Source organism: Acinetobacter nosocomialis NIPH 2119, assembly GCF_000368085.1.
GTDB lineage: Bacteria > Pseudomonadota > Gammaproteobacteria > Pseudomonadales > Moraxellaceae > Acinetobacter > Acinetobacter nosocomialis.
In genome coordinates, this window is sequence record NZ_KB849239.1 from 1,407,348 (window position 1) to 1,431,868 (window position 24,521).

General features: G+C 37.2%; 27 protein-coding genes. 18 read left to right on the forward strand and 9 right to left on the reverse strand.

Features of this window, described 5'->3' with window-relative positions; genetic code table 11:
- Nucleotides 1-84: 84 nt before the first annotated feature.
- Entirely contained in the window at nt 85-948 is an 864-nt protein-coding gene (locus F984_RS10620) for a heme oxygenase-like domain-containing protein (RefSeq protein WP_004709200.1), read from the reverse strand.
- A 277-nt stretch (nt 949-1,225) separates the two neighbouring features.
- On the opposite strand from F984_RS10620, the gene F984_RS10625 reads away from it, so the two are divergent.
- The 3 genes from F984_RS10625 to F984_RS10635 all read left to right on the forward strand — a co-directional run bounded on the left by F984_RS10625 (nt 1,226) and on the right by F984_RS10635 (nt 3,452).
- On the forward strand, nt 1,226-1,786 hold the full coding sequence (locus F984_RS10625; protein ID WP_004709201.1) for a TetR/AcrR family transcriptional regulator: 561 nt from the start codon (nt 1,226-1,228) through the stop codon (nt 1,784-1,786).
- Between the two features lie 208 nt (nt 1,787-1,994).
- Complete coding sequence (locus F984_RS10630; protein WP_004709202.1) at nt 1,995-2,540, forward strand: 1-acyl-sn-glycerol-3-phosphate acyltransferase; 546 nt, start codon at nt 1,995-1,997, stop codon at nt 2,538-2,540.
- 162 nt (nt 2,541-2,702) lie between these two features.
- Nucleotides 2,703-3,452, forward strand: a complete 750-nt coding sequence (locus F984_RS10635) for a YebC/PmpR family DNA-binding transcriptional regulator (RefSeq protein ID WP_002050219.1) — start codon at nt 2,703-2,705, stop codon at nt 3,450-3,452.
- Nucleotides 3,453-3,494: 42 nt separating this feature from the next.
- On the opposite strand, the gene F984_RS10640 is transcribed toward F984_RS10635, so the two are convergent.
- The gene (locus F984_RS10640) at nt 3,495-3,965 is read right to left on the reverse strand and encodes an Lrp/AsnC family transcriptional regulator (RefSeq protein WP_002050132.1); all 471 of its coding nucleotides are present in this window, start codon (nt 3,963-3,965) and stop codon (nt 3,495-3,497) included.
- A gap of 344 nt (nt 3,966-4,309) precedes the next feature.
- Here F984_RS10640 and F984_RS10645 point away from each other — a divergent pair, with 344 nt between their 5' ends.
- On the forward strand, nt 4,310-5,626 hold the full coding sequence (locus tag F984_RS10645; RefSeq protein WP_212749793.1) for a DcaP family trimeric outer membrane transporter: 1,317 nt from the start codon (nt 4,310-4,312) through the stop codon (nt 5,624-5,626).
- A 50-nt stretch (nt 5,627-5,676) separates the two neighbouring features.
- On the opposite strand, the gene F984_RS10650 is transcribed toward F984_RS10645, so the two are convergent.
- From F984_RS10650 to F984_RS10670, 5 genes are all read right to left on the reverse strand, one after another.
- Nucleotides 5,677-6,420 (reverse strand): amino acid ABC transporter ATP-binding protein, encoded by a 744-nt coding sequence (locus tag F984_RS10650; RefSeq protein WP_002049786.1) that lies wholly within the window; start codon nt 6,418-6,420, stop codon nt 5,677-5,679.
- Between the two features lie 13 nt (nt 6,421-6,433).
- Nucleotides 6,434-7,111 (reverse strand): amino acid ABC transporter permease, encoded by a 678-nt coding sequence (locus F984_RS10655; protein WP_002049960.1) that lies wholly within the window; start codon nt 7,109-7,111, stop codon nt 6,434-6,436.
- Nucleotides 7,112-7,113: 2 nt separating this feature from the next.
- A complete protein-coding gene (locus tag F984_RS10660) occupies nt 7,114-7,956 on the reverse strand; it encodes an amino acid ABC transporter permease (RefSeq protein WP_004709206.1) in 843 nt (280 codons plus the stop codon).
- 93 nt (nt 7,957-8,049) lie between these two features.
- Nucleotides 8,050-8,943 (reverse strand): amino acid ABC transporter substrate-binding protein, encoded by an 894-nt coding sequence (locus tag F984_RS10665; RefSeq protein ID WP_004709208.1) that lies wholly within the window; start codon nt 8,941-8,943, stop codon nt 8,050-8,052.
- A gap of 541 nt (nt 8,944-9,484) precedes the next feature.
- Entirely contained in the window at nt 9,485-10,249 is a 765-nt protein-coding gene (locus tag F984_RS10670) for a glutathione S-transferase family protein (protein ID WP_004709210.1), read from the reverse strand.
- 345 nt (nt 10,250-10,594) lie between these two features.
- Here F984_RS10670 and F984_RS10675 point away from each other — a divergent pair, with 345 nt between their 5' ends.
- The 8 genes from F984_RS10675 (at nt 10,595) to ychF (ending at nt 19,077) form a co-directional block, all read left to right on the forward strand.
- A complete protein-coding gene (locus F984_RS10675; protein WP_080631551.1) occupies nt 10,595-11,830 on the forward strand; it encodes an SfnB family sulfur acquisition oxidoreductase in 1,236 nt (411 codons plus the stop codon).
- Between the two features lie 12 nt (nt 11,831-11,842).
- Nucleotides 11,843-13,066: an SfnB family sulfur acquisition oxidoreductase gene (locus tag F984_RS10680; protein ID WP_004709214.1), complete on the forward strand. Its 1,224-nt coding sequence runs from the start codon at nt 11,843-11,845 to the stop codon at nt 13,064-13,066.
- Nucleotides 13,066-14,478 (forward strand): LLM class flavin-dependent oxidoreductase, encoded by a 1,413-nt coding sequence (locus tag F984_RS10685; RefSeq protein WP_004709216.1) that lies wholly within the window; start codon nt 13,066-13,068, stop codon nt 14,476-14,478. The genes F984_RS10680 and F984_RS10685 overlap by 1 nt, the downstream gene beginning before the upstream one ends.
- A 14-nt stretch (nt 14,479-14,492) precedes the next feature.
- On the forward strand, nt 14,493-15,323 hold the full coding sequence (locus F984_RS10690; RefSeq protein ID WP_004709218.1) for a MetQ/NlpA family ABC transporter substrate-binding protein: 831 nt from the start codon (nt 14,493-14,495) through the stop codon (nt 15,321-15,323).
- A 13-nt stretch (nt 15,324-15,336) separates the two neighbouring features.
- A complete protein-coding gene (locus F984_RS10695) occupies nt 15,337-16,170 on the forward strand; it encodes a MetQ/NlpA family ABC transporter substrate-binding protein (protein ID WP_004709220.1) in 834 nt (277 codons plus the stop codon).
- Between the two features lie 5 nt (nt 16,171-16,175).
- On the forward strand, nt 16,176-17,252 hold the full coding sequence (locus F984_RS10700; RefSeq protein WP_080631552.1) for a methionine ABC transporter ATP-binding protein: 1,077 nt from the start codon (nt 16,176-16,178) through the stop codon (nt 17,250-17,252).
- On the forward strand, nt 17,233-17,892 hold the full coding sequence (locus F984_RS10705; RefSeq protein WP_004709223.1) for a methionine ABC transporter permease: 660 nt from the start codon (nt 17,233-17,235) through the stop codon (nt 17,890-17,892). The genes F984_RS10700 and F984_RS10705 overlap by 20 nt, the downstream gene beginning before the upstream one ends.
- Nucleotides 17,893-17,985: 93 nt before the next feature.
- Nucleotides 17,986-19,077 carry a redox-regulated ATPase YchF gene (gene ychF / locus F984_RS10710; RefSeq protein ID WP_002050104.1) on the forward strand — a complete coding sequence of 364 codons (1,092 nt, stop codon included), beginning with the start codon at nt 17,986-17,988 and terminating at the stop codon, nt 19,075-19,077.
- 45 nt (nt 19,078-19,122) lie between these two features.
- Here the strand turns inward: ychF and F984_RS10715 are convergent, their stop codons facing one another.
- A complete protein-coding gene (locus F984_RS10715; RefSeq protein WP_004709226.1) occupies nt 19,123-19,644 on the reverse strand; it encodes an Mpo1 family 2-hydroxy fatty acid dioxygenase in 522 nt (173 codons plus the stop codon).
- A gap of 92 nt (nt 19,645-19,736) precedes the next feature.
- Between F984_RS10715 and F984_RS10720 the strand changes: the two genes are divergently transcribed.
- A complete protein-coding gene (locus F984_RS10720) occupies nt 19,737-20,444 on the forward strand; it encodes a Crp/Fnr family transcriptional regulator (protein ID WP_004709228.1) in 708 nt (235 codons plus the stop codon).
- Between the two features lie 161 nt (nt 20,445-20,605).
- Complete coding sequence (locus F984_RS10725) at nt 20,606-20,941, forward strand: hypothetical protein (protein ID WP_002050113.1); 336 nt, start codon at nt 20,606-20,608, stop codon at nt 20,939-20,941.
- Nucleotides 20,942-21,010: 69 nt separating this feature from the next.
- On the opposite strand, the gene F984_RS10730 is transcribed toward F984_RS10725, so the two are convergent.
- Nucleotides 21,011-21,481, reverse strand: a complete 471-nt coding sequence (locus F984_RS10730; protein WP_002050258.1) for a hypothetical protein — start codon at nt 21,479-21,481, stop codon at nt 21,011-21,013.
- Between the two features lie 119 nt (nt 21,482-21,600).
- Here F984_RS10730 and F984_RS10735 point away from each other — a divergent pair, with 119 nt between their 5' ends.
- The 4 genes from F984_RS10735 (at nt 21,601) to purT (ending at nt 24,505) form a co-directional block, all read left to right on the forward strand.
- Nucleotides 21,601-22,323 (forward strand): AzlC family ABC transporter permease, encoded by a 723-nt coding sequence (locus F984_RS10735; protein ID WP_023188365.1) that lies wholly within the window; start codon nt 21,601-21,603, stop codon nt 22,321-22,323.
- A 1-nt stretch (nt 22,324) separates the two neighbouring features.
- The gene (ygaH, locus tag F984_RS10740) at nt 22,325-22,666 is read left to right on the forward strand and encodes an L-valine transporter subunit YgaH (RefSeq protein ID WP_004709233.1); all 342 of its coding nucleotides are present in this window, start codon (nt 22,325-22,327) and stop codon (nt 22,664-22,666) included.
- Nucleotides 22,667-22,795: 129 nt separating this feature from the next.
- Nucleotides 22,796-23,185: a tautomerase family protein gene (locus tag F984_RS10745; RefSeq protein WP_004709235.1), complete on the forward strand. Its 390-nt coding sequence runs from the start codon at nt 22,796-22,798 to the stop codon at nt 23,183-23,185.
- Nucleotides 23,186-23,287: 102 nt separating this feature from the next.
- Nucleotides 23,288-24,505, forward strand: a complete 1,218-nt coding sequence (gene purT / locus F984_RS10750; RefSeq protein WP_080631553.1) for a formate-dependent phosphoribosylglycinamide formyltransferase — start codon at nt 23,288-23,290, stop codon at nt 24,503-24,505.
- Nucleotides 24,506-24,521: the final 16 nt, after the last annotated feature.

A 24,521-nucleotide genomic window follows, 5' to 3' on the forward strand; every position in this document is an offset into this window, starting at 1 on the left:
TCTTTTTCCTATTTCCATATTTTTAAACGTTCCTTTTAATATTTTGATTATTATTAATTATTAACTTAATTATTTGATCTATTTTTAGGCTAAATTTTGTTGAGGCATTGATTTCGAGTTTTCCATTTGAACATCCCAAAACTTTTTCCATAAATCACAGTATTCGAGACATAAGTTTTCTAAACGAATATAGTCTTCTTCTGTACAAGCTTGCATCAAAATAAACCAAAGGTCTTCTTCATGGTCATCATCTGCTGCCTCAGCAGTTTTGTCTTCAGAGACGCCATGAACATGGTAATATCCACCACCCTCAACCTCTATACCAACAGCACTTGTTGCGCTACGTAAAGGTGGACTATATAAAATGACTTCTTCTTCAGCTACTGCCAATAAAGCTGAAACAGCTTTATAGTCGTAATAAGAGTTTTCTAAAAATTCTCTCACTTGATGTGCAATGCTGGTCGGTTTATAACTTCGGCGCTCTTCCTCTGTTACGCCAAAATCATTAAGCACATCTTCGAATAATGGGTAATGGGCATATTCAGGGTTTCCCTGATAGTAACCATCTCGATCGGCTCCAGGACGGAATCCAAACTCATCAAATATATTCAGGCTTAAAAGAAAACGCGGGAACATCTTTGCACCGGCATGCAATCTCGGCTCTAACTGCTTAGTTTGATACTGAGCCATTAATAAAGCATCTGTAAATGTTTGTACGATTGCATGACGATACTCTAAATGAATACGCTTTAAATTTTCTTTATTAATTTCTCCGTTATTTAAAGTTTCAATTGCAGGATGATGAGATACTGGATGCTGCGCAATCTTCGCTCTTAATTGAGTTAAAAAGTTAAGATTTTTATCCCAAAGTTCAGCTGAAATGCTTTGTTTCATCCCTGCGAGTGCCTTTTTCCTAGGATTATTAAAGTTCTCAAATTTTTTAGGCATAATCCACTCTCGTTAAACTTATTAAAGTTTTTTGGTTTTCCACATTTTATTTTAAAAACAAAGAGTTATACCAAAAATAAAACTCCTTTTATCAAAAATCCATATTAGAATTAAAATCATACGAAATCAAATAGAATATTTAAAAAAAGTTAAAAATAATGTCTATTATTTTTATAATATTAACTTGAATCAAATTATGTTTTTGATTATGATCAAATTGATTAAAAATTTAAAATCTATGTAAAGTAATAATTAGTTTTAACTAAATGGAATAGTAATGTCAAAAAAAGAAGATATTATAAATACTGCTTTGGATCTTTTTAACCAAATTGGTTATAACGCTACAGGCGTAGATAAAATTATTGCTGAGTCGAATGTAGCCAAGATGACTTTCTATAAATACTTTCCCTCTAAAGAAAGTTTAATTATGGAGTGTCTGCATCATCGAAATATTAATATACAAAATTCAATTTATGAAAAATTAAATTTACATCCAGATGCTGAGCCGCTTGAAAGAATACATCTTATTTTTAACTGGTATATTGACTGGATTAATAGCGAAAACTTTAACGGTTGCTTGTTTAAGAAGGCATTTATTGAAGTATCTAAACAATACACTTCAATTCGTGAACCATTTCAAGAATATACAAATTGGCTTATCAATTTACTCAATAGTTTATTAGTAGAGTTAGATATTAAAGACCCTACTCCACTTACTCATATCATCATCTCGATTATTGATGGGATTATTATTGATGGAACCATTGATAAAGAATTGATTGATCCTGTAAAAAAATGGAGATATATCGAGTATTTAATTAAAACTGAGAATTCATAGTATTTTTAATCTATAAAAAATTACTTTAAACTGATTTATTATATATTTTTCTATTACGGATTTAAAATATAATATTAATAAATATAAATTTTATTAAATATTTCAATTTAAAAATTAAAATAAATAAAATTTAACATGTTGATAATTTTCTACCCTTTTAGACCAACTCATATTAGAATTCCGCAACCTTTTTGTCTCCCACGTCTCTATGAAAAAGTTTTTAGGCAATTCTATCTTCAAAGCAGTTGGTTGGACCTATGATGTAGATCCTACAATTCTTGAGAAAAAACAAGTTATTATTGGGTTCGAGCATACTTCTAACCTAGATGCGATCTTATCAATCGCTATGTTTCAAATATTAGATTTAAAAATTCATACACTAATTAAAAAAGAGCTTTTTAAAGGTCCAATGAAACCTATACTTGAAAGACTAGGCGGTATTCCGGTAGACCGTAAAGCAAGTAAAGATATTGTTTCTCAAATGGTCGAGAAATTTCAAAGTAATGATTCATTCAACCTAGTGATTGCTCCTGAAGCAACTCGTGCAAAAGATGGATCTGAGCGTAAACCTATTCGTACAGGTTTCTGGCATATTGCAAAAGCTGCGAATGTTCCAATTGTACTGATGTATGCAAATGCAAGAACAAAGAAAGGTGGCATTTTAGGTAAAATTTACCCTTCAGATTTGCAAAAAGATCTTGAAACAATTAAAGAACTTTATGCGCAATATGATATTGATGTGAAGATTAACTAATTTGTTCTGTAAGCGCTTTTAAGACTAATTTTTTACTTAAATTTAGGCCTTCTAAGCGTTGCTAATTGGTTAACAAAACATAGGACAACAGTTTTCAAGAAAACCATGCCTATGATAATATTCTGTCACTTTTGCATTTTTTAATTTTTGGAGTTCACTTCCATGGCGGGTCATTCTAAATGGGCCAATATTAAGCATCGTAAAGCTAAACAAGATGCAAGTCGCGGTAAAGTTTTTACTAAATATATTCGTGAAATTGTGACTGCTGCCAGACTTGGTGGTGGAGATGCTGCTAGCAACCCTCGCCTTCGTGCTGTTGTCGAAAAAGCACTTTCAGTCAACATGACACGTGACACCATTAACCGTGCAATCCAACGCGGTGTGGGTGGTGAAGACAATGACGATTTAAAAGAAGTAACTTACGAAGGTTATGGCGTTGGTGGTGTTGCTGTCCTTATTGAAACAATGACAGATAACCTCAACCGTACAGTTCCAGATGTACGTCACTGTTTCAGTAAAACAAATGGTAACTTAGGAACTGCGGGTTCTGTATCTTATCTATTTACTAAACGTGGTGAAATTACTTTTGAAGATGTTTCTTTAGAAGACAAAATCATGGAAGTAGCTTTAGAAGCAGGTGCAGAAGATATTGAAGTTTCAGAAGATGAAATTTTAGTAATTACTTCACCAGAGACTTTTGGTGAAGTTCAAGATGCTCTTGCTGCCGCAGGTTTAAAATCTGATAATGCAGAAGTTGTGATGAGTCCATCAACAAAAGCTGAGATTACAGATATTGACCAAGCAAAACAAATTCTTAAAATGATTGATATGTTTGAAGATCTTGATGATGTACAAAACGTTTATACAAACGTTGAATTCTCGGAAGAAGTTTTAGCTCAATTAGATGCTTAAACCAAACATTGAAATTAAAAACGCACCAATTGGTGCGTTTTTTTATAATTTATTTAATAAGTTATAACAGTTAAATACATTGTACTCTTTGATGACAAAGCTCGAATGTAGAGCGACTACATTGTCAATTTTACCAATACGTCTTAATAAAATTTCGCTATAGTCATCCATATTGCGCGCCACTAATTCAAGAATGAAGTCAGCACTTTGACCCGTAACTAAAAATGCATTTGTAACTTCAGGAATGGCTTCAATTTCAGAAAGAAATTTATCGAAGGTTTCACTATCATGTTTACTTAAAGAGACTTGTAGCAAAATATGCAAAGTAAACCCTAGTTTGCTAAAGTTAATTTCTCTTTTAAGCTGCCCCATGATATTAGCTTCAATCAAATGCTTAATACGGCGATGGACAGAGCTAACTGAAAGATTAATCCGTTCTGAGAGCTCATTCAAATTCAGGTCTTCATGAGACAAAATTTCCAGAATTTGTTTATCAAAACGGTCAAGCTCCATCCTTTTCTCCAAATAGCATTTTATATAACTTAACAGTATATCCTAAAGCCAAGCCCACTTTAAAAATCAAACCCGATTAAAAGTAGGAATAAGCTTTACTTTAATATCTTGAATCAAGTCTGTGCCTGTTAACTGTGCAGTAGCATGGCATTTATAGCGCATTTGAAATCGCTATAGCGTTATATTTTTTCAATGTTTCACTTAGCACATCAGCAAAAGTATATCTTATTTCAAAAATCTCAAGCTTTATTTAATAAAATCAATAGTTTTAAAATTTTTTAAAAAGTTGGCACTGTTTTTGTTATGCACATACGGGAAAACTTTATCCGATGTGGGGAATGCTTGTGAAAAATATCAAAACTTTAGTTCTAGCAATGACTACTATTAGCCTAACAGGTGTAGTTATGCCAGCCCATGCAGCTACTGACTCAGAAGTAGATGCTTTACGCAAAGAGGTTGGTGAGTTAAAACAACTTGTGCAGCAATTATCAAATCAGCAAAAAACAGCATCAGCAGTAAATACTCCAACAGTTTCACAAACGACAACCGTAGCTAGCTCACCAGCTCCTCAGAGCAAACTAGGTTGGATGCAAATGCCTGATGGACAAACTCAAGTTAAGCTTTATGGAAATGTACGAGTAGATGCCACTTATGACTTTAAAGGTTCAAATGGAAGTATTTCAAATGCTGCCAACTATCCTTTAAACAAAGATGATCCAAGACAGGACTCGCTAAATGTATCTGCTGCAACTACACGTATTGGTTTAGATATCACCCGACCTACGCAATATGGCGATTTAACCGGAAAAATTGAAGCCGACTTTATGGGCGGTAATGGCGACAATGGTAGTGGAACTTTCCGGGTACGCCATGCCTATATGTCTTTAGGTAAATGGTTAGCAGGTCAAACCACTTCACCCTTTGTAAATACGGACACATCCCCAGAAACATTAGACTTTACTGGCGCAGTCGGTACAGGAACAACACGTACAGTACAAGTTCGTTATACACAGCCTATTGATGCACAACAAAAAATATTATTTGCTTTAGAAGGTGGTGATGTTGAAAAAGTAGGAAATGTGGCGGGTGGAAGCCGCTTCCCCGCTCTAACCACTCGATATGATTTTAAAACTGCCGATAATAAAGGCTTATTACAACTTCATGGACTTGTTCATGAAAACCGAGTAGCACCTAAAGATAGTTTATCTGAAGAAAAATTTGGTTGGGGTGTCGGCATAGGCGGAAAATATGATATTACCCCTCAAGATAGCGTAGTTGCCAACTATTATCATGTTAAAGGTGATGGACGCTATTTGTCTTATAGCAACTCTGCCTATGCATATGACACGGCGGCTCAAGACATCCAATTAGGTGAATTTGATAGCGCAGTGATCGGCTATCAACGTAAATGGAATCCAATATTACGCTCTACTTTCGCAATTGGCGGAGTCCAATATAAAGATGACAACACATACGCAAATAGTAATTTGAATAATACCAGTTATAACAAGGAAATTTATAATGCACTGGTAAACCTAATCTGGAACCCTGTTAAGAATATTGACTTAGGTGCAGAATATACTTATGGCCAGCGCAAAACATTTGCAGATGATAAAGGCGATTACTCACGCATAAATTTATTAGCAAAATATAATTTCTAAAAACTTAGAAATAAAAAAGAGTCTTTATAGGCTCTTTTTTATTGTTGTATTTAATGCATTGCCTGAATTTTCTGCAAGAAAAGTTTAGCACGCTCATGACGAGCTTCTAAATTATCAAAAAATTCATTGGTTGGACAATCTTCAAGAATTTTACCTTCATCCATGAAAATTAAACGGTTAGATACGCGTTTAGCAAAGCCCATTTCATGGGTAACACACATCATGGTCATACCTTCATGAGCAAGTTGCACCATAACTTCAAGCACTTCACCTACCATTTCCGGGTCTAGTGCGGAAGTAGGCTCATCAAACAACATACAGACTGGGTCCATCGATAAACCGCGAGCAATTGCAACACGTTGCTGCTGGCCACCAGAGAGTTGTCCTGGAAATTTATCTTTATGAGCAAGTAACCCAACTCGTTCTAAATACTTAAGCCCCTTTTCACGCGCTTCGGCAACTGAACGTTTTAATACCTTCACTTGAGCAATGGTTAAATTTTCCAAAACAGTCATGTGCGGAAAAAGTTCAAAATGCTGGAACACCATTCCTACACGAGAACGGAATTTCGCCAGATCAGTTTTTGGATCTTTTAAGGAAACCCCATCAACAATAATGTCACCTTGCTGAAATGGTTCTAAAGCATTTACAGTTTTAATGAGCGTTGATTTTCCTGAACCAGATGGCCCACAAACAACAACGACATCACCTTTTTCAATACTCGTCGTGCAATCTGTTAAAACCTGAAAATCACCATACCATTTAGAGATATGTTGGATGTCTATCATTGGCATTTAAAATCTCCAATTAGCGAATGATGGCAATTTTTTTCTGTAAACGTTTGACTAATTGCGATAGCACAAACGAGCTACAGAAATACACCACAGCGACGATTAAGTAGAATGTTGCTTTCGTTTCAGGGCCATATGTATTAGCTAATGTATCTGCACGACCTAAGAAGTCTGGTGCACTAATGACATAAACTAATGACACGTCCTGAAACAGAATAATAGTTTGAGTGAGTAATACTGGGAGCATATTACGGAAGGCCTGCGGTAACACTACATAACGCATAGATTGCCCATAGGTAAACCCTAAAGCGTAGCCTGCATTGACCTGACCTTTTGAAATAGACTGAATACCGGAACGTACAATTTCCGAGAAAAATGCAGCTTCAAAAATAGCAAAGGTTACAACACTCGAAAATAACGGCCCCCAATAAGTATCTGATTGAAACTCAAATATTTTTGGTAACAAAAAATAGAAAATAAAGATGACCTGAATTAATGGAATACCACGAAATAGATCTACATAGAACTTGGCAAAGTTACTTGCAATGGTGCTGTTAGATAAACGCATCATTGCTAATGGAGTTCCAATCAAAATCCCCCCCATCATCGCAAGTACCGTTACCGTAAGCGTGAAGATAAAACCTTCTTTTAATGCAGCAATAACATCAGGATTATGTAATAGAGAAAAATCCATAATTATTTTCCTCCCGAACCTAAACCTGGTACAGCCATACGTTTTTCAATCCATGCCATCACAAATTTAATTGTGTAGGTAATGATTAAATAAACCGGCGTAGACAGAATAAGAATGATAATGTCCTGAGAAGTTTCTTCTCGCATGGTTTTGGTATAAGCGAAGAAGTTCAAAACACTTAATGCATATAGAACTGCCGAGTTCTTGAAGACGTTCATTGCTTCTGAAGTAATGGTTGGCCATACCGTACGGTATGCAACTGGTAAAATCACATAACGATAACTTTGCGCTGTTGTAAAACCCATTGCCGAAGCTGCAAATTTTTGTCCACGAGAAACCGTGTTAATTCCCGCTCTTACATGCTCAGAAACACGTGCTGCGGTATATAGACCCAAAGCAAAAACACCAATAACAGCAGGATGATGATTTAAAATATTTTTCCACCAGCCACCTGCTACGACGTCCCCACTTCCGGCACTTAAACTATCTGGTAAGAACTCTGGGAATACAAAAGCCCAGAAGAATAACTGTACAATTAAAGGAATATTACGGAATATTTCGACATAACAGTTGCCGATAAAAGCAAGCGGTTTATTGGGTAAAGTACGAATCACCCCGAGGAGAGAACCTAATAAAAATGCGATAAGAAAGGCTACAACGGCAGTCCATACCATAGTAAAGACACCAGAACCTAACATTTGTAACCATGTGGGCGCCTCAGAATAGGCATTGTAGCTAGAGCTACCAATGACTTTACAAACTGATTCTGCCCATGCGGCTTTATCGACACCATATTCATTAGACTCCGCACAGAATATAGTCCAGTTTAGCGAGCCGACTGACATGTTTGCCCCTTAAATGAATATCTTAGAAAATAGACCACTTGTGCAAATGAAGTTTTACACTTGCACAAGTAAATTTAGGACAAAAGGATCTGGTTAGATTCCTGCATCTGTTGGGTGAGCTTTAAGTTTTTTGTAAGATGAACTTGGTTGCATGTTCAAATTAGTATTTTTTGGTGGGATTGGCGATAAGAACCATTTCTTATATAAAGCGTCCATTTGACCAGTTTTCCATAAATTATTTACGGTACGGTCGGCAATTGCTTTAAATTTTGGATCATCTTTTGCAATCATGATGCCATAAGGTTCTGATGAAAGTACTGGCCCTACAATTGCGAACGCTTTTGGTGTAGATGACTTAGCAATTAGTCCAGCTAAGATATTGTCATCCATAACAAATGCTGCGGCACGACCAGATGCCATCATGGCAAACGAGTCAGAATGGTCTTTACCATAAATGTTTTGTACATTAAGTGACTGACCTTTTTCATTCATTTTAATGTACTTGTCTGATGTTGTACCTTGAGTCGTAACGACCGCTTTACCATTTAAATCAGCTAGACTCTTAATACCAGAATTGGCTTTAACAGCCATACGCACTTCTGTTGCATAGTAGTTTGTTGAAAAACCAACTTGCTGCTGACGTTGTTTAGAGTTTGTGGTGGTACCACATTCCATATCAATATTGCCGGCTAAAAGCTCAGGAATACGTGTTGATGAAGTTACTGCCTTGTATTCAACTTTTAAACCAGGCATTTTCAATTCTTTTTTAATATCATTTGCGAACTGGTTACAAATGTCGACTGCATAACCTACCGGTTTACCTCCAACAACGTATGAAATCGGGTCGGATGATTCTCGGTGACCAATAACGATTTTTCCAGTACTTTTAATTTTAGCTAATGTATCTGCTGCCTGAATTTGAGAAGTAGCACCAACCGTACAAAGCATAATTGTTGAAACAATGAGAGAGGTTGCAGAACGTTTCATAAGAACTCCTTGATGATCATTCTCTCTATTTGTCTACAGAATCATTCTTATAGAGAAATAGAGCGATTTATTATTAAATTGCAATTATCGAGCCAACTTTTCCAAGCAGGACTCCATCCATTTGCTTCACTTATTATTCATCTGTTTCGCAGAATTAATACCTTTAAAACTGCTCACATGTTTCTACTTTAATCTATGTTTTAATCTTCTGTCTATTATTAAGCTCATCTATTTACACTTAAATGTGGCAAATATTGATTACAATGTAAACATATGCACAATAAAGTCGCTTAAATTTTTCTAAAAACTGTTTTTAGAAAAAGATTAATTTTTAATAAAAAGAAAAAGCAAACTTATTAAATAGTTAGAACAATGTGGATTAATTTTCTCAAAAAGAAGATAAAACATCAAAATAATATTTATAAATGTTTTAATAAAATCCATTTATAAAATTGATAGTAATATTTTTTACAATTAAAATGCTTTTAGAAATATGAAAAAAAGCCCGATTTATTTCGAGCCTTTTTATAAAACCTATAAATTAAATGCCTCGCCAATCAACGCGGGCATTTCTTTCAGTTTGATAGATTCTTAAAACATATTGTCCAAGTGGCAAATCAAGTAAACTTTTTTGATAATTGCTCCACTCTGGAGACACCTCTTCATCCTCTTCGGGTTCCCATGGCGTACCTTTTATTTCTAATAAAGGTGCAAGCATAGAACATACTGAAATATCAGCGAGGCTTAAGCGGTCTCCCACCATATAACGTCCTTGGTTTTCAATAAGGTACTGATTCAGCTCACTGATGAGTTCATCCATACGCTCTTTTGACTGACTCACAACCTCTTCTTCAAGCTTATAGTTCTTTTTTACTAAAGTTTTGAGGAAAGGTTTTGATATTTTTTCAAACTGACGCAAGTAACCTTGTTCGCCCATCATAATCTCGAGAGCATGGTCGCCATGGGCTAAAGTATGCGCTAGTGCCCAACGACGTACATGCACACCCAGTTCATCTGCCAAACTATCAATCTTAAGTGTTTGCTGCCTAAGTTGCTCATCACGGCGTAAAAGTGCATGTTCTGGATAAGTATCATCCAGATAAAGCGCAATTTTAGTTGATTCAGCAATCCAGCGATGGTCATCTTTCAAAATCGGCAATAAGTTTTGCCCTGTTTTGAGTTGTGCAAAAGCACGATGAAAGCCAGGAATCAAATTATGTGCAACGTAATCAAGTTCTTTATGGTCTAACAACCAGCGAGCTTTTTCACAATAATGAGATAAAGGAAACTGATACAAAACCCGCATAAAATCTCCACGTTTATTTTTATTTGACTATTCGTACAAAAATCGTCTTCGGTAAATAGATACTTTAGAAGCTATTTTTAATGAAAACAATGGATATTGTGCTCATTTTTCACTGACAGTTAGGTCTATATTTTTTATATCTTTTTTTACCGTACTTATAGCTCTTTTTCATATTAAAAAGGCTTTAGTAATTCATTTTGCAAATAAAAATTATAATTCTTTGATTTTTAATATGTTTCTATATCTCTATTTATCTATTAAAAATCAAAAAAAGTGCTTTGCATTTTTATTCATAAGCTGAGCATAAGTCTTCGTTTAGTGGAAAAATATTTCTTTTGTAAGGTAATGACAGCAATACAAGGTGTCATTATGTCTAATTCTCTATCTAAAACGACGGCATACGTCCAAGTCATTCAAAATGATCAACAAGCGATTAATGCTGCTTATCAAGTGGCTGATTTTGCTTTAGAGGGTCGTAATACACGTGATCAACAACGCCAACTTCCTTATGAGCAAATTGAAAGTTTTAGCCAAAAAGGTTTAGGTGGAATTCGCATTGCAAAAAAATATGGCGGTGCATTTGTTTCCAATAAAACACTGGCACAAGTTTTCCGTATTTTAAGTAAAGGCGATGCAAATGTTGGTCAAATTCCACAAAATCAGATTAGCCTGTTGAACCTGATTGAAATCATGGGTACAGAACAACAAAAACAATTTATCTTTTCAGAAATATTAGCTGGCAAACGTCTTGCCAACGGTGGTCCAGAGCGTAATACACATGACTCAAAAACACTAAAAACTACCCTTACCATTGAAAATGGAAAATATATTTTAAACGGCGAAAAGTTTTATTCGACAGGAACAAGCTTTGCGCATTGGCTCGCAATTAAAGCGGTTCATCCTGAAGGTCATGTTGTTTTAGTGATTGTTAACCGAGATGCTCAAGGCATTGAAGTCATTAATGACTGGAATGGGTTTGGTCAGCGTACTACAGCGAGTGGTACAGTTAAATTAAATCAAGTTGAAGTTAATCCTGATCTTATTTTTGATGAACGTTTATTAACACAAGTTCCTACCTATCGAGGTGCTTATTCACAGCTATTACAAGTAGCTATTGATGTCGGTATTGCGGAAGCTGCTTTTGAAGATACTTTATCGACTATACACAAAGCACGCCCAATTATTGATGCAAATGTTGAAAAAGCCAGCTTTGAACATTACACACTGCAAGAAGTGGGTAAGTTAAATATTCTACTCGATGCTGCAATTTTACTGCTTGATGAAGCTGCTGAATATTTAGATGAACTTGACCAACTTCAAACTGTGACTGATGAACAAGTAGCTAAAGCTTCAATTTTGGTTGCGGAAGCAAAAGTCTACGCCAATGATGCGGCTCTACAAATCTCTGAAAAACTACTAGAGCTAGGTGGTAGCCGTTCAAGCTTAAGCCAACACAATTTAGATCAACATTGGCGAAATGCCCGTGTACATACCTTACACGACCCTGTTCGCTGGAAATTACATGCCATTGGCAATTATTACCTTAATGGTCATTTCCCTGCCCGCCATGCCTGGATTTAAGGAGTAATTGTCATGACTTCATATCAATCGGTTCAAACCAAACAAACATCGGCATCTGGTCAAGCACATATTATTCAAACTGATGCGGAAGCATTAGAAATTGCAAAACAGTTTGCCGAACAATTTAAAAAAACCGCAGTTGAGCGAGACGCTAAACGAATTTTACCGTATACCGAAATTGATGCATTGAGCCAGTCTGGACTTTGGGCAATTACAGTACCCAAGCAATATGGAGGTGCGGAAGTTTCAAGTCATACCGTTGCCAAAGTAATTGCGCTTTTAAGTGGTGCCGATGGTTCAATCGGACAAATTCCACAAAACCATTTCTATGCATTAGAAGTATTACGTAATACGGGCACAGAAGCTCAGAAACAACGTTTATATGGCGAAGTGCTAAATGGCACTCGCTTTGGTAATGCACTTGCTGAGTTTAAAACCAAAACTTCAACCCATAAACAAACCAATATCCGTCCCCATGAAAATGGCTACCTGATTCAAGGAGAAAAGTTTTACTGCACAGGAAGTTTATTTGCTCACCGTATTCCAACCTTAGTTTTAGATGATGCAGGTCGAGAATATCTAGCGTTTGTAAAAAGTGGTTCACAGGGATTAAAACTTGTAGATGACTGGTCTGGCTTTGGTCAGAAAACCACAGGTAGCGGCACGGTTAAATTTGATCAGGTTTTCGTCGATGCAGATGATGTTATTCCTTTTGATACTGCATTTTTACAACCAACCTTAGTGGGCCCTTTTGCGCAAATTATGCATGCATCAATTGAGGTAGGCATTGCACGTGCAGCCTTTGAAGAAAGTTTGCAAAGAGTGCATCAAGCGCGCCCATGGATTGATTCAAATGTAGAAACTGCAAATCAAGATCCTTTGACAATTTATGAGCTAGGACGCATTGCTGTCGATGTACGAGCAAGTGAAGTGTTATTAAAACAGGCAGCTCAATCAATTGATGCCGCAAAAATTGAAACCACACCAGAAAGCATTGCTAAAGCATCCATCGATGTTGCCAAAGTACGTGCTCATAGTACCGATATCGCACTCAAAGCATCGTCTAAGCTGATTGAACTTGCAGGAAGCCGTGGTAGTCAGTCGCAAGATGGTCTAGATCGCTTTTGGCGAAATGCACGTGTACATACCTTACATGATGCTGCACGATGGAAATATTACTTTATTGGGAACTATGTTCTTAACGGTGTTCTACCACCTCGTCGGGGGACATTGTAATGGCAGACTTTAAAGCAAAAGAAATTCTACTAAATGCCTTTGACATGAACTGTGTTGGTCATATCAATCATGGCTTATGGACACATCCACGTGATGAATCACATCGTTTTAACGAATTGAGCTACTGGACAGAACAAGCCAAAACTCTAGAAAGTGGTTTATTTGATGGTTTATTTATTGCGGACATTACAGGTGTCTATGACGTCTATCAAAATGGTATTGATTTGACTTTAAAAGAGTCCATTCAGCTTCCGAGCCATGACCCATCTACACTCATTTCTGCTATGGCGGCAGTCACTCAAAACTTAAGTTTTGGGGTCACTGTGAACTTAAGCTATGAGCATCCATATCAATTTGCCCGCCGCTTTGCGAGTCTCGACCATTTAACTCAAGGTCGTATTGGCTGGAATATCGTGACAGGTTATTTAGATAGTGCTGAACGCTTAATTGGTCAAAAAGGTTTAAAAGACCATGATGCTCGCTATGAACAAGCCGAAGAATTTTTAGAGCTCTGTTATAAATATTGGGAAGGGTCATGGGAAAACGACGCAGTTAAAAAAGATAAAGCACGGCGTGTTTTTACAGACCCATCTAAGGTGCATACCATTCACCACCATGGAAAGTATTACCAGAGTGAAGGTGTGTTTCAGGTGTCTCCTTCTGTGCAACGCACTCCAACCCTATTTCAAGCAGGTGCTTCACCTAAAGGTATGCAGTTTGCGACTCGTCATGCTGAGTGTGTATTTATTGGCGGCGACAAACCCGAAAAAATACGCGAACAAGTGAAAAAGATTCGTGCTCTTGCCGAACAGCAAGGACGTGCAGCAGATGACATTAAAGTCTTTGTCGGTATAACCGTTGTTGTTGCCGACACACATGATCTGGCTGTACAAAAACTTAATGAATATCGTCAGTATGCCAGCCCTGAGGCAGGCTTAGCGCATTATGCGAGTTCAACAGGCATTGACTTAAGTAAATTTGCTGACGATGAAGCGATCCCTTACCAAAAAAGTAACAGCATTGTTTCGATTACCGAAAAGTTTAAAGAACAGCAAATCACAAAAAATGACTTAAAAGCTCAGCATGTTTTAGGTGGTCGTTATCCCCTTATCGTAGGTAGTGGCGAAGAGGTTGCTGAATACTTAATTCATCTTTTAGATGAGACTGATATTGATGGCTTTAATTTGACACGTACAGTTGCGCCTGAGTCTCACCATGACTTTATTCGCTTGGTCATTCCAGAGCTACAACAACGTGGTCGCTATAAAACTGCATATAAAGCGGGTTCACTACGGAACAAAATTTTTAATCGGGGTGATCAATTACCAGAACACCACCCTGTTCAAGCGTTCCGATGTAGTCCCTATAACAACAGCAAAAACTTAACAACAATTGAAGAAATAACTGCTTAAATTTGGAGATAGACATGGCTCAAACAGCCTCTAAAAAATGGCTAGGCGTAGGCCTAGTCGTTGTAGTCCTTTTTGTTGCTTTATTCTTATGGAATAAACATCGTCAAAGTGGCTCAAATGAACTTGTGATTGGTATTAGTCCACCATTTGCAAAACCTTTACAAGCTGCTGCCAATGAAGCAAAGAAACAGGGTTTAAATGTAAAACTGGTCGAATTTTCTGACTGGAATACCCCAAACATTACCTTAAATCATGGGGATATTGATGCGAACTTTTTCCAGCATCAACCTTTCTTAGACAATGCAATTAAAGAAACTGGCTTTAAATTAAAGGCATTTGCAGTGGGTGCAGCGTCACATGTGGGACTTTATTCAAAGAAATATAAAAGCCTTGATGAATTGCCACAAAACGCACGTGTAGTCATTCCAAATGATCCAGTGAATCAAGGTCGTGCTCTACTACTTTTACAGCAAGCTAAATTAATTACGCTTAAAGATTCAAACAATCATTTATCTGCACTCAAAGATGTTGTTTCAAACCCTAAAAACTTGCAATTCATTGAGGTTGAAGGGCCACAGACTGCCCGTGCGATTGATGATGTTGACTTGGCTTTTGGCTATCCACATTACTTACGCTTAGCAAAAACAGCTGATCCTAATAGTGCACTTTTACTTGATGACAATACCAATAAGCGTTATGCCATTTTGTTTGTAGTGCGTGATGACTATCAAGATAAGGGCGACAAATTAAAGAAATTTGTTGAGATCTATCAAAACTCGCCAAAAGTTAAAGCTGTTTTAGACGCTGAGATTGGGCCAAAACTTTGGTTCCCTGGCTGGAAGTAATAACGGAAAGATTATGGCGATTCAGTTCAAACAGCATAAGCCTTGGTTACTCGGAATTACGATTTTAATCGTAGTTCTGGGCCTCGTCGGTTACCGTTATATTAAAAATAAACAAGTCGACGATGTTTTAACGATTGGCATTAGCCCGCCTTATGCTGAGCTATTACAAAGCGTTGTCAATGAAGTAGAAAAGCAAGGCGTTCATGTCAAGCTTGTTGAATTTTCTGATTGGCGGGCACCAAACGTTGCCGTACAAAACGGTGATATTGATGCAAATTTTTTCCAGCAAAGCGTATTTCTACGTAATGCTGTTAAAGAAACGGGCTATGACTTACATGCATTTGGTGTAGGCTCAGGAAGTCATGTCGGTTTATATTCAAAAAAATATAAATCACTTGAAGAATTACCTTCAAAAGCACGTGTGGCTATTCCAAATGATCCCGTCAATTTAGCTCGTGCTTTAATTTTATTGCACCGTGCAGGTTTAATTCAGCTTAAAGATATAAATAATGAGCTCTCAACAACCCAAGACATTATTACTAATCCTAAACAGCTGAGCTTTGTTGAAGTTGATGGTCCTCAAACCGCACATGCATATAATGATGTCGATTTAATTTTCGGCTTCCCTCACTACTTAAAAATGGCAAAGGTAACCGACCCACATAGCGCATTATTTTTAGATCCAATCGATAAAAAATATGCAATTTTGTTTGTGACCCGTCGCGATTACCAAGACAAAAACCAAAAACTTGCAACCTTTGTTAAAGCATTCCAGAACTCAAAACAAGCACAAGACATTCTGGATAAAGACTTTGGTAAAGGTTTGTGGTTTCAAGGCTGGAAATAAGGAGAATGGTAATGGTGAGTTTTGGATCACAAGTTGATTTTTCTCTACCTCATATCAAAATTCGTGGTTTAAATAAGTTTTACCAATCTCAAGGTCAAAAACTGCATGCGTTAAAAGAGATTAACCTTGATATCCCACAAGGTAAGATTTTAGGCATTATTGGTAAAAGTGGTGCGGGAAAATCTTCCTTACTTCGCACATTAAATGGCTTAGAACAAGTAAATACTGGCAGCATTCATATTCATCAACAAAACATTGCTGAATTGAGTCATGCCGAGCTTATTCAAACTCGCCAACGAATTGGAATGATTTTCCAACATTTCAATTTAATGTCTGCAAAAACAGTTTGGGAAAATGTGGCATTGCCCTTGAAAGTTTCCAATTATAACAAAGCAGATATCGACCAACGTGTAAATGAAGTTCTAGCACTCGTAGGTCTTGCTGATAAATCTGGTCATTATCCGTCACAACTTTCAGGCGGACAAAAGCAACGTGTCGGTATTGCACGTGCACTTGTTCACCATCCTGAAATTTTACTATGTGACGAGGCGACCTCAGCACTCGACCCTGAAAGTACTGCCACTATTTTGGCTTTACTTAAAAAGATTAATCTGGAACTAGGCCTCACCATTGTATTAATTACTCACGAAATGCAAGTGATTCGAGAAATTTGTGATCAAGTCGTTGTGATTGATCAAGGTGAGATTGTAGAGGCTGGACAGGTTTGGTCGGTATTTTCACGACCAGAACAACAAATTACTCAAGAACTGTTAAACCTTGAGCAGATTACCCTGCCTTTTAAAATCAGTCCTCTACCGGATGAAAATTCGACGCATATTATTGTAAAACTCAAATATGAGGCTGAAGCACATCAGGTTCCAGATATTCAAGAACTACTTGCTAGATTTCAAGCACCAGTCAATTTATATCAAAGTCAGGTCGATACCATTCAAGGGCACATTATTGGTTCACTTTTAGTCGGTATTCCTAACGTAGAAATTGATCTTTCATCTATACAACAAGATGCATTAACAGCAAATGCACAATTTGAGGTACTTGGCTATGCAAGACCAGCTCATTGATTTATTAATTACTGGAACTGTAGATACCTTACTCATGGTAGGCGCATCTGCATTCATTGCCTTTTTAATTGGCTTACCTATCGCTGTTATTTTAGTCAGCACTTCTGAACATGGCATTCACCCGTCGCAAAAGATTAATCAGTCTTTGGGTTGGGTCATCAATATCACTCGCTCAGTACCTTTTCTTATTTTAATGGTTGCACTTATTCCGCTTACTCGCTGGATTGTGGGTACAAGTTATGGGGTTTGGGCAGCCGTTGTTCCGCTGACTATTGCTGCAATTCCCTTTTTTGCTCGTATTGCAGAAGTCAGCTTACGTGAAGTCGATCAAGGCTTAATTGAAGCTGCACAAGCCATGGGTTGTAACCGTAAACAAATTATTTGGCATGTACTTTTACCAGAGGCTTTGCCGGGTATTGTGGCGGGTTTTACCGTGACTATTGTGACCATGATTAACTCATCTGCGATTGCTGGTGCTATTGGTGCGGGTGGCTTAGGAGACATTGCTTATCGATACGGTTATCAACGTTTTGATATGCAAATTATGTTGGCTGTAATTTTAGTGCTCATTGTTTTAGTCATGTTAGTACAAGCGACTGGCGATGCATTAGCCCAGCAACTTGATAAACGTAAAGTTTAAAAGCAATACACCCCTGCTCTAGCCATGACTTTGTCATGGCTTTCATGTAAAATCAGCAACAATTTTTAATTTACACATTTGTGAGTGGTTTTCATGGGTTTTAATTGCGGTATTGTTGGTCTGCCAAACGTAGGGAAATCTACCCTTTTCAATGCATTAACGAAAGCAGCGATTGCAGCGGAAAACTTCCCTTTCTGTACCATTGAACCAAACACAGGTATTGTTCCTGTACCAGATCCACGTTTAGACAAACTTGCTGCGATTGTTAAACCACAGCGTATTTTGCCAACTACAATGGAATTTGTGGACATTGCAGGTCTTGTTGCTGGTGCCTCAAAAGGTGAAGGCTTAGGTAACCAGTTCCTTGCTAACATTCGTGAAACTGATGCGATTGCTCATGTTGTACGTTGCTTCGAAGATGAAAACGTCATTCACGTAAATGGTAAAATTGATCCGTTAGACGACATTGCAACTATTAATACTGAACTTGCACTTGCAGACCTTGAAACTGTTGCTAAAGCAATATTACGCTTAACTAAAGTAGCTAAAGGCGGTGACAAAGAAGCTGTAGCAACTAAAGCAGTTTTAGAAAAAATTCAACCGTTGCTTGACGAAGGTAAACCAGCTCGTGCAGCTGATTTATCTGATGACGAGCGTAAATTAGTTCGTGGTTTTGGTTTAATGACTTTAAAACCAACTATGTATATTGCAAACGTTGCAGAAGATGGTTTTGAAAACAACCCACACTTAGAAGCAGTTAAAAAACTTGCGGCTGAAGAAAACGCTATCGTTGTTCCTCTTTGCAACCAGATTGAAGCTGAAATTTCATTATTAGAAGATGAAGATCGTGCTGAGTTCTTGGAAGCAATGGGTATGGAAGAACCTGGCTTAAACGTGGTTATTCGTGCAGGTTATGCGCTTTTAGGTTTACAAACTTATTTCACTGCTGGTGTACAAGAAGTACGTGCTTGGACAGTAAAAGTTGGTGCAACCGCTCCTCAAGCAGCTGGTGTGATTCATACCGACTTTGAAAAAGGCTTTATCCGTGCTGAAGTTGTTGCATACGATGACTTTGTACAATACAACGGTGAGAACGGCGCTAAAGAAGCTGGTAAATGGCGTTTAGAAGGTAAAACTTACGTTGTTCAAGACGGTGATGTAATGCACTTCCGTTTTAACGTTTAAGTTAAAGCTAAAAAAAGCCCCAACATATTGGGGCTTTTTTTATATTTAATGACCTAAATCCATCGCCTCTCGTTTACTACGGGCCTCTTGTAGAATACGCGCATGCAAAGGCTTTCTAAAACCTAGCATAAATATAAATTCTGCCAATACAAATAATGGCCCTATCGCAAGTCCTATTACATCATCAACAAAAGCAGGTTTTTTCTTTTCAAAATAATGACCTATAAACTGAAACACCCATCCCACTACAAAGAAGCCAATACTTGCTGCCAACCATTGTTTTAAAGGAAGCTCGGCAATTTGGCTGGCTAATGGATACACAGCTACCAATATCATGAGCATGATTAAGCCAAAAACTTTATCTAAAAATAAATAGTAAACTGTACTAGCTACAATCAGCACCATAGCTAAAGTAACTTTAAAATTACCAATATCGATTCCAGCTTTCGCAGTTAAACATAAAATTGAAAACACGATGAGTGGAATACCGATAAAGTGCGTCAAAATATTTTGATGGTTTAAATGATAAGCCGCATATTGGCTCAGTTTCTGTTCCAGATTTGACATGAGTTATTCCCTATTCACCTAACTATAGTCATACTGTACAAATAAGGAAAATTTAAAGTTGTCAGCTATTTGACAAAGTAATGAATTTTTTCATGGATGGGCTGATATTGGATCTTATTTATATTAACCGATTAAAAGAAAACACATGGTTTAGTGTGCTTCCGGAAGCATTCCAAAAGTTTATTCTAGAACATGGCAAGCAAATTACTTTTGAAAAAAATAGCTACGTTTTCCACGCTCAAGATGAGTTTGATGGTATTTATACCGTCCTTGAAGGCTCAATTAGCTTGGGTTATGTCGATGTAAATGGTAATGAAGCACTTTCTGCAATTGCTGAGCCGATTATGTGGTTCGGTGAAATATCTTTAATTGACTATGAACCACGTTCGCACGATGCGATTGCTTTGAAAAAAAGTACAGTTCTACATATTCCTGCAAAACCATTAAATGACTTACTCAAAGACAATCCCTATTATTGGTACTATTTTGCACGCTTAACCAGCCAAAAACTCAGGTACGTTTTTTTAGAACAGATTGCGATACAAACACGCAGTCTTTCTCAAAGACTTGCTCAACGTCTTTTATTTATTGTAGAGGGTTACGGCAATCATCTTATTGTCCAAGAAAGACAAATTCATATTTCCCAAGACCAATTAGCTAATATGCTAACCGTCTCAAGACAAACCATTAATTATGAATTAAACCTTTTAGAAAAACAAAATATTATTAAAATTTCGTTTAGAAAAATTGAGATTTTAGATATTGAAAAATTAAATTTAATTGCAAAATCGCATACTTAAAGGTGCTATATAATAAAAACTTAAAATTAAATTAAAAAATCAGATAACACTGCAAAATAAAACATTGTTCAAACTCTATTTCACAAAATAAGTATTCCAAAACAGAAATTTTCATCTTACACTCAAACTGAGCAATAATACTCAACAAGGCGCTGATTAACATGAAAAAATTATCAACAATTCTTACAGCTGGCGTATTGGCAATGTTAAGTGTTTCGGCATTTGCATGTCCAAAAGGAACTCAACTCCAAGGAGGAACTGGACCACATCATAAAGGCGGTAAATGTGTTGCTGTAAGCGGCAAGACTACTGCTCAAAAAGCAAAAAAAGAAGCTGAAAAAACAAAAACAGATGTTAAAAAAGATATGAATGAGCAGAAACATGCTGCAATGACTAGCGCAACTCACGCTAAACAAGAAGCAAATCAAGCTACTCATCAAATGAAACAAGATGCTGTAAAAACTGCGAACACTGCTAAAACCGCAACAAAACCATAATTAATATTGATTAATTTATGGATATAAAAAGGCGAGATTTAAAATCTCGCTTTTTTATATGTAGTCTCTTTATTTCGGAGATGTATTTCCTAAATTAGGATTATCAATCGCGTCCTTACATTGCTGCTTATCACGCTCATAATCAGCCTGTTTTTGAGCAACAGAATTTGCATTTTCCACAGTTTCTCTCGCCCACACATCTAAACTGGTTAAGGCTTTGCGGCAAAGCGCATATTTTCCTTCAGTGACCGAATCCGTCATTTTCACATTAATACGCCAATCCGTACTGAGCTGACGCAGTGGTTTACGAACTTTATCATTTATCTGACTAAGCTGTTTTCCATAGACTAAAGGATCAACGGTATTAATGAGTGTCCATGCTTTGTTTGCATAGGCCGTTGCATCATTGGTTAATTTCGGCGCTGGTTTAATTTCAACTTTTTTATCCGTGCTCTGATTTCCATTATCACAGCCTTGCAATATAAATACGCTCGCACTCAGGATGGCGATATAAACTAAACGAGTTTTTGACTTGAACATATCAAACTGCCGAATTAAACATTTCGGCACTATGCTATTAAATTCGGCTACAATACTCAATCTTTCAAGTTTTTATAATTGGTTTACTGCCAAGGTGTCTTGTGTCAAATCAACAACAGATGGCTGCTCAAACAGCAACTTTTTGGCAGGGTGCCAAAGATAGTCAAGCCATCGTACTTACTTATTTACCGGTTTCTTTTGCCTTTGGCGTTTCTGCATCTCAATTTGGTTTTAGCCCATGGGAAGCATTTTTTCTTTCATGTTCAATGTATGCAGGTGCTAGCCAATTTTTAGTGGTGGCTCTTTTAGCAAGCGGCTCCTCTATTTGGCTAACTGCCCTAACGGTTATTGCACTTGATATTCGCCATGTACTTTATGGTCCAGCACTATATAACCTAATTCCAAATAAACTGAACTTAAAAAAGACGGCTGTTTGGGCTTGGGGCCTTACAGATGAGGTTTTTGCGAGTGGAATGATTCAGCTTTCACAGCGCAAGCAGCAATGGTCTGAATCTTGGATGTTAGGCTTAAGTCTGTTCAGCTGGATGTCTTGGGCAAGTGGTTCATTGTTAGGTGGGCTATTTGCAGATCAAGTCGCTCACCTTCCAAAGTTTTTACAAGCAGCTTTAGATTTCTTATTACCTGCTTTATTTTTAAGTTTTTTACTCGCGGCTTTTGAACGTAAACATACTTTAGTCGTCGGTGTATCCTTAATCGTTTCAGCCTTGGCCTGTTATTGGATTAACTTATCTGCTGCTATTTTTATTGGTATTTTTTCAGGCATTTTAGCAGGTCTATTTAAACATTATGTGCTGAAACAGTTTGATGAGGTTGAAGCCTAATATGAACTTAGAAATTATTTTGGTCGGTATTATTGTGGGTATTGCTAATTTTGCTTCCCGCTTCGGACCATTTTTTGTTATACAGAAACTACAAGGTACTCATCAAAAACGTGGGGCTGTCTGGATAAAAATTGCTTTAGGAAGTATTGGTATATCTGCAATTAGTGCAATGCTTGTGGTTGCCACCCTGCCACCACTTCTTAAAAATCCAGATAAAAGTTTAGCAATGCTCATCGGCTTTCTGGTTTTAGCAGGTCTTTATTTTAAATTTAAGAAAATTGTTCCTGCGACGTTAACTGCTGCACTCGTTTATGGCCTTATCTATACTTATTTACCTTTATAAATAGATAAACTTATCAACCTTATATAATATATAAATGCTAGAAGTGATTAAGAATAATGACTTCTAGCATGAAAAACTCATTTTTGAAATTTATTAAAAGATAACACCATCTAGCGATTAGAGATAAAAATGTCACAAGTTAAAATTTATGCAAATGAACAAACCATCATGCAATATCGAGAAATGCTTTCTCATGCGATTCATCAAGCGCTCATTGAAGAGTTGAAATACCCAATCGAGAAAAGATTTCAAAGGTTTATTAGCCTTAAACCAGAAAACTTTATCTATCCTTCAGATCGAAGCCAGCACTACGTTATTATTGAACTTTCAATGTTTACTGGCCGAAGCACCGAAGCCAAGAAAAGATTAATCCAAACCTTATTTCGTAATATTCAACAGTATTGCCGAATTAATCCTCAAGACATTGAAATCACAATTTTCGAAACCCCTAAAGAAAATTGGGGTATCCGTGGTCAAAACGCAGATGAATTACATTTAAATTATCAAGTTAACGTTTAAAAACGACTTACCTCATTGTCTGACAAAATTCATCTTTTTATGCGTTATAAGGCTTAACTCCACCATAAGTTCTGCTATGCTTAAAAAAATAATTTTGTCAGGATGATTCGCATGAGCGTGACACTCGGTACCCCACTTCAATCTTCTGCATTTAAAGTTTTATTGTTAGGTTCAGGAGAGCTTGGCAAAGAAGTTGTAATTTCCCTACAACGCCTTGGTGTAGAAGTACATGCAGCCGACCGTTATGATCACGCACCAGCTATGCAAGTTGCACATTTTTCTTATGTGTTAAACATGGCTGACCCTACTCAATTAAAACAGCTCATTGAAAAAGTTAAACCGAATTTAATTGTTCCAGAAATTGAAGCGATTGCGACAGAAGTTTTGCTTGAGATTGAAGCTAACCAAACAGCAACTGTCATTCCTTCTGCTAAAGCTGTAAACCTCACCATGAACCGTGAAGGTATTCGCCGACTTGCTGCTGAAGAGCTTGGTTTACCTACTTCTGCTTATCGTTTTGCTGACTCTTTAGAAAGTTTCCGCGCAGCTTGTGATGATATTGGTTATCCGAACTTTGTAAAACCAGTCATGTCATCTTCAGGTAAAGGTCAGTCTCGCGTAAAAAGTTTCGATGAAGTCGACGCGGCTTGGGAATATGCAATGCAAGGTGGTCGTGTTAACCAAGGCACTGTCATTATTGAATCTCAAATTGATTTTGATTTTGAAATTACCTTACTTACCGTTCGTGCTAAAAACCCTGAAACCGGTGAAATTGAAACTCACTACTGTGACCCAATTGGTCACCGCCAAGATGCAGGCGACTATGTAGAAAGCTGGCAACCACAACCAATGACACCTGCTGCACTTGAAGAAGCAAAACGTATTGCAAATAAAGTGACAACAGCACTTGGTGGCTGTGGTATTTTTGGTGTAGAACTGTTTATCAAGGGTGATAAAGTTTGGTTCAGTGAAGTTTCCCCTCGTCCACACGACACAGGACTTGTAACTTTAGCGTCTCAGTATCAAAGTGAATTTGAATTACATGCCCGTGCCATTTTAGGTTTACCTGTAAACACAGCACGTCACAGTGTTGCCGCAAGTGCCGTAATTTATGCTGGAGTTGATGCTAATAATTTAAGTTATAGCAATCTGAATGTAGCCTTAGCTCACCCAGATACTGACTTACGTTTATTTGGCAAACCTGAAGGTTTCAAACGTCGCCGTATGGGTGTGGCAACGGCTCGTGCTGAAAATACTGATCTTGCCCGTACTTTAGCGAAAGAAACCGCTGATCAAGTAAGCGTTCAAACAAATTCTTAATTTTTACTTATTGGTA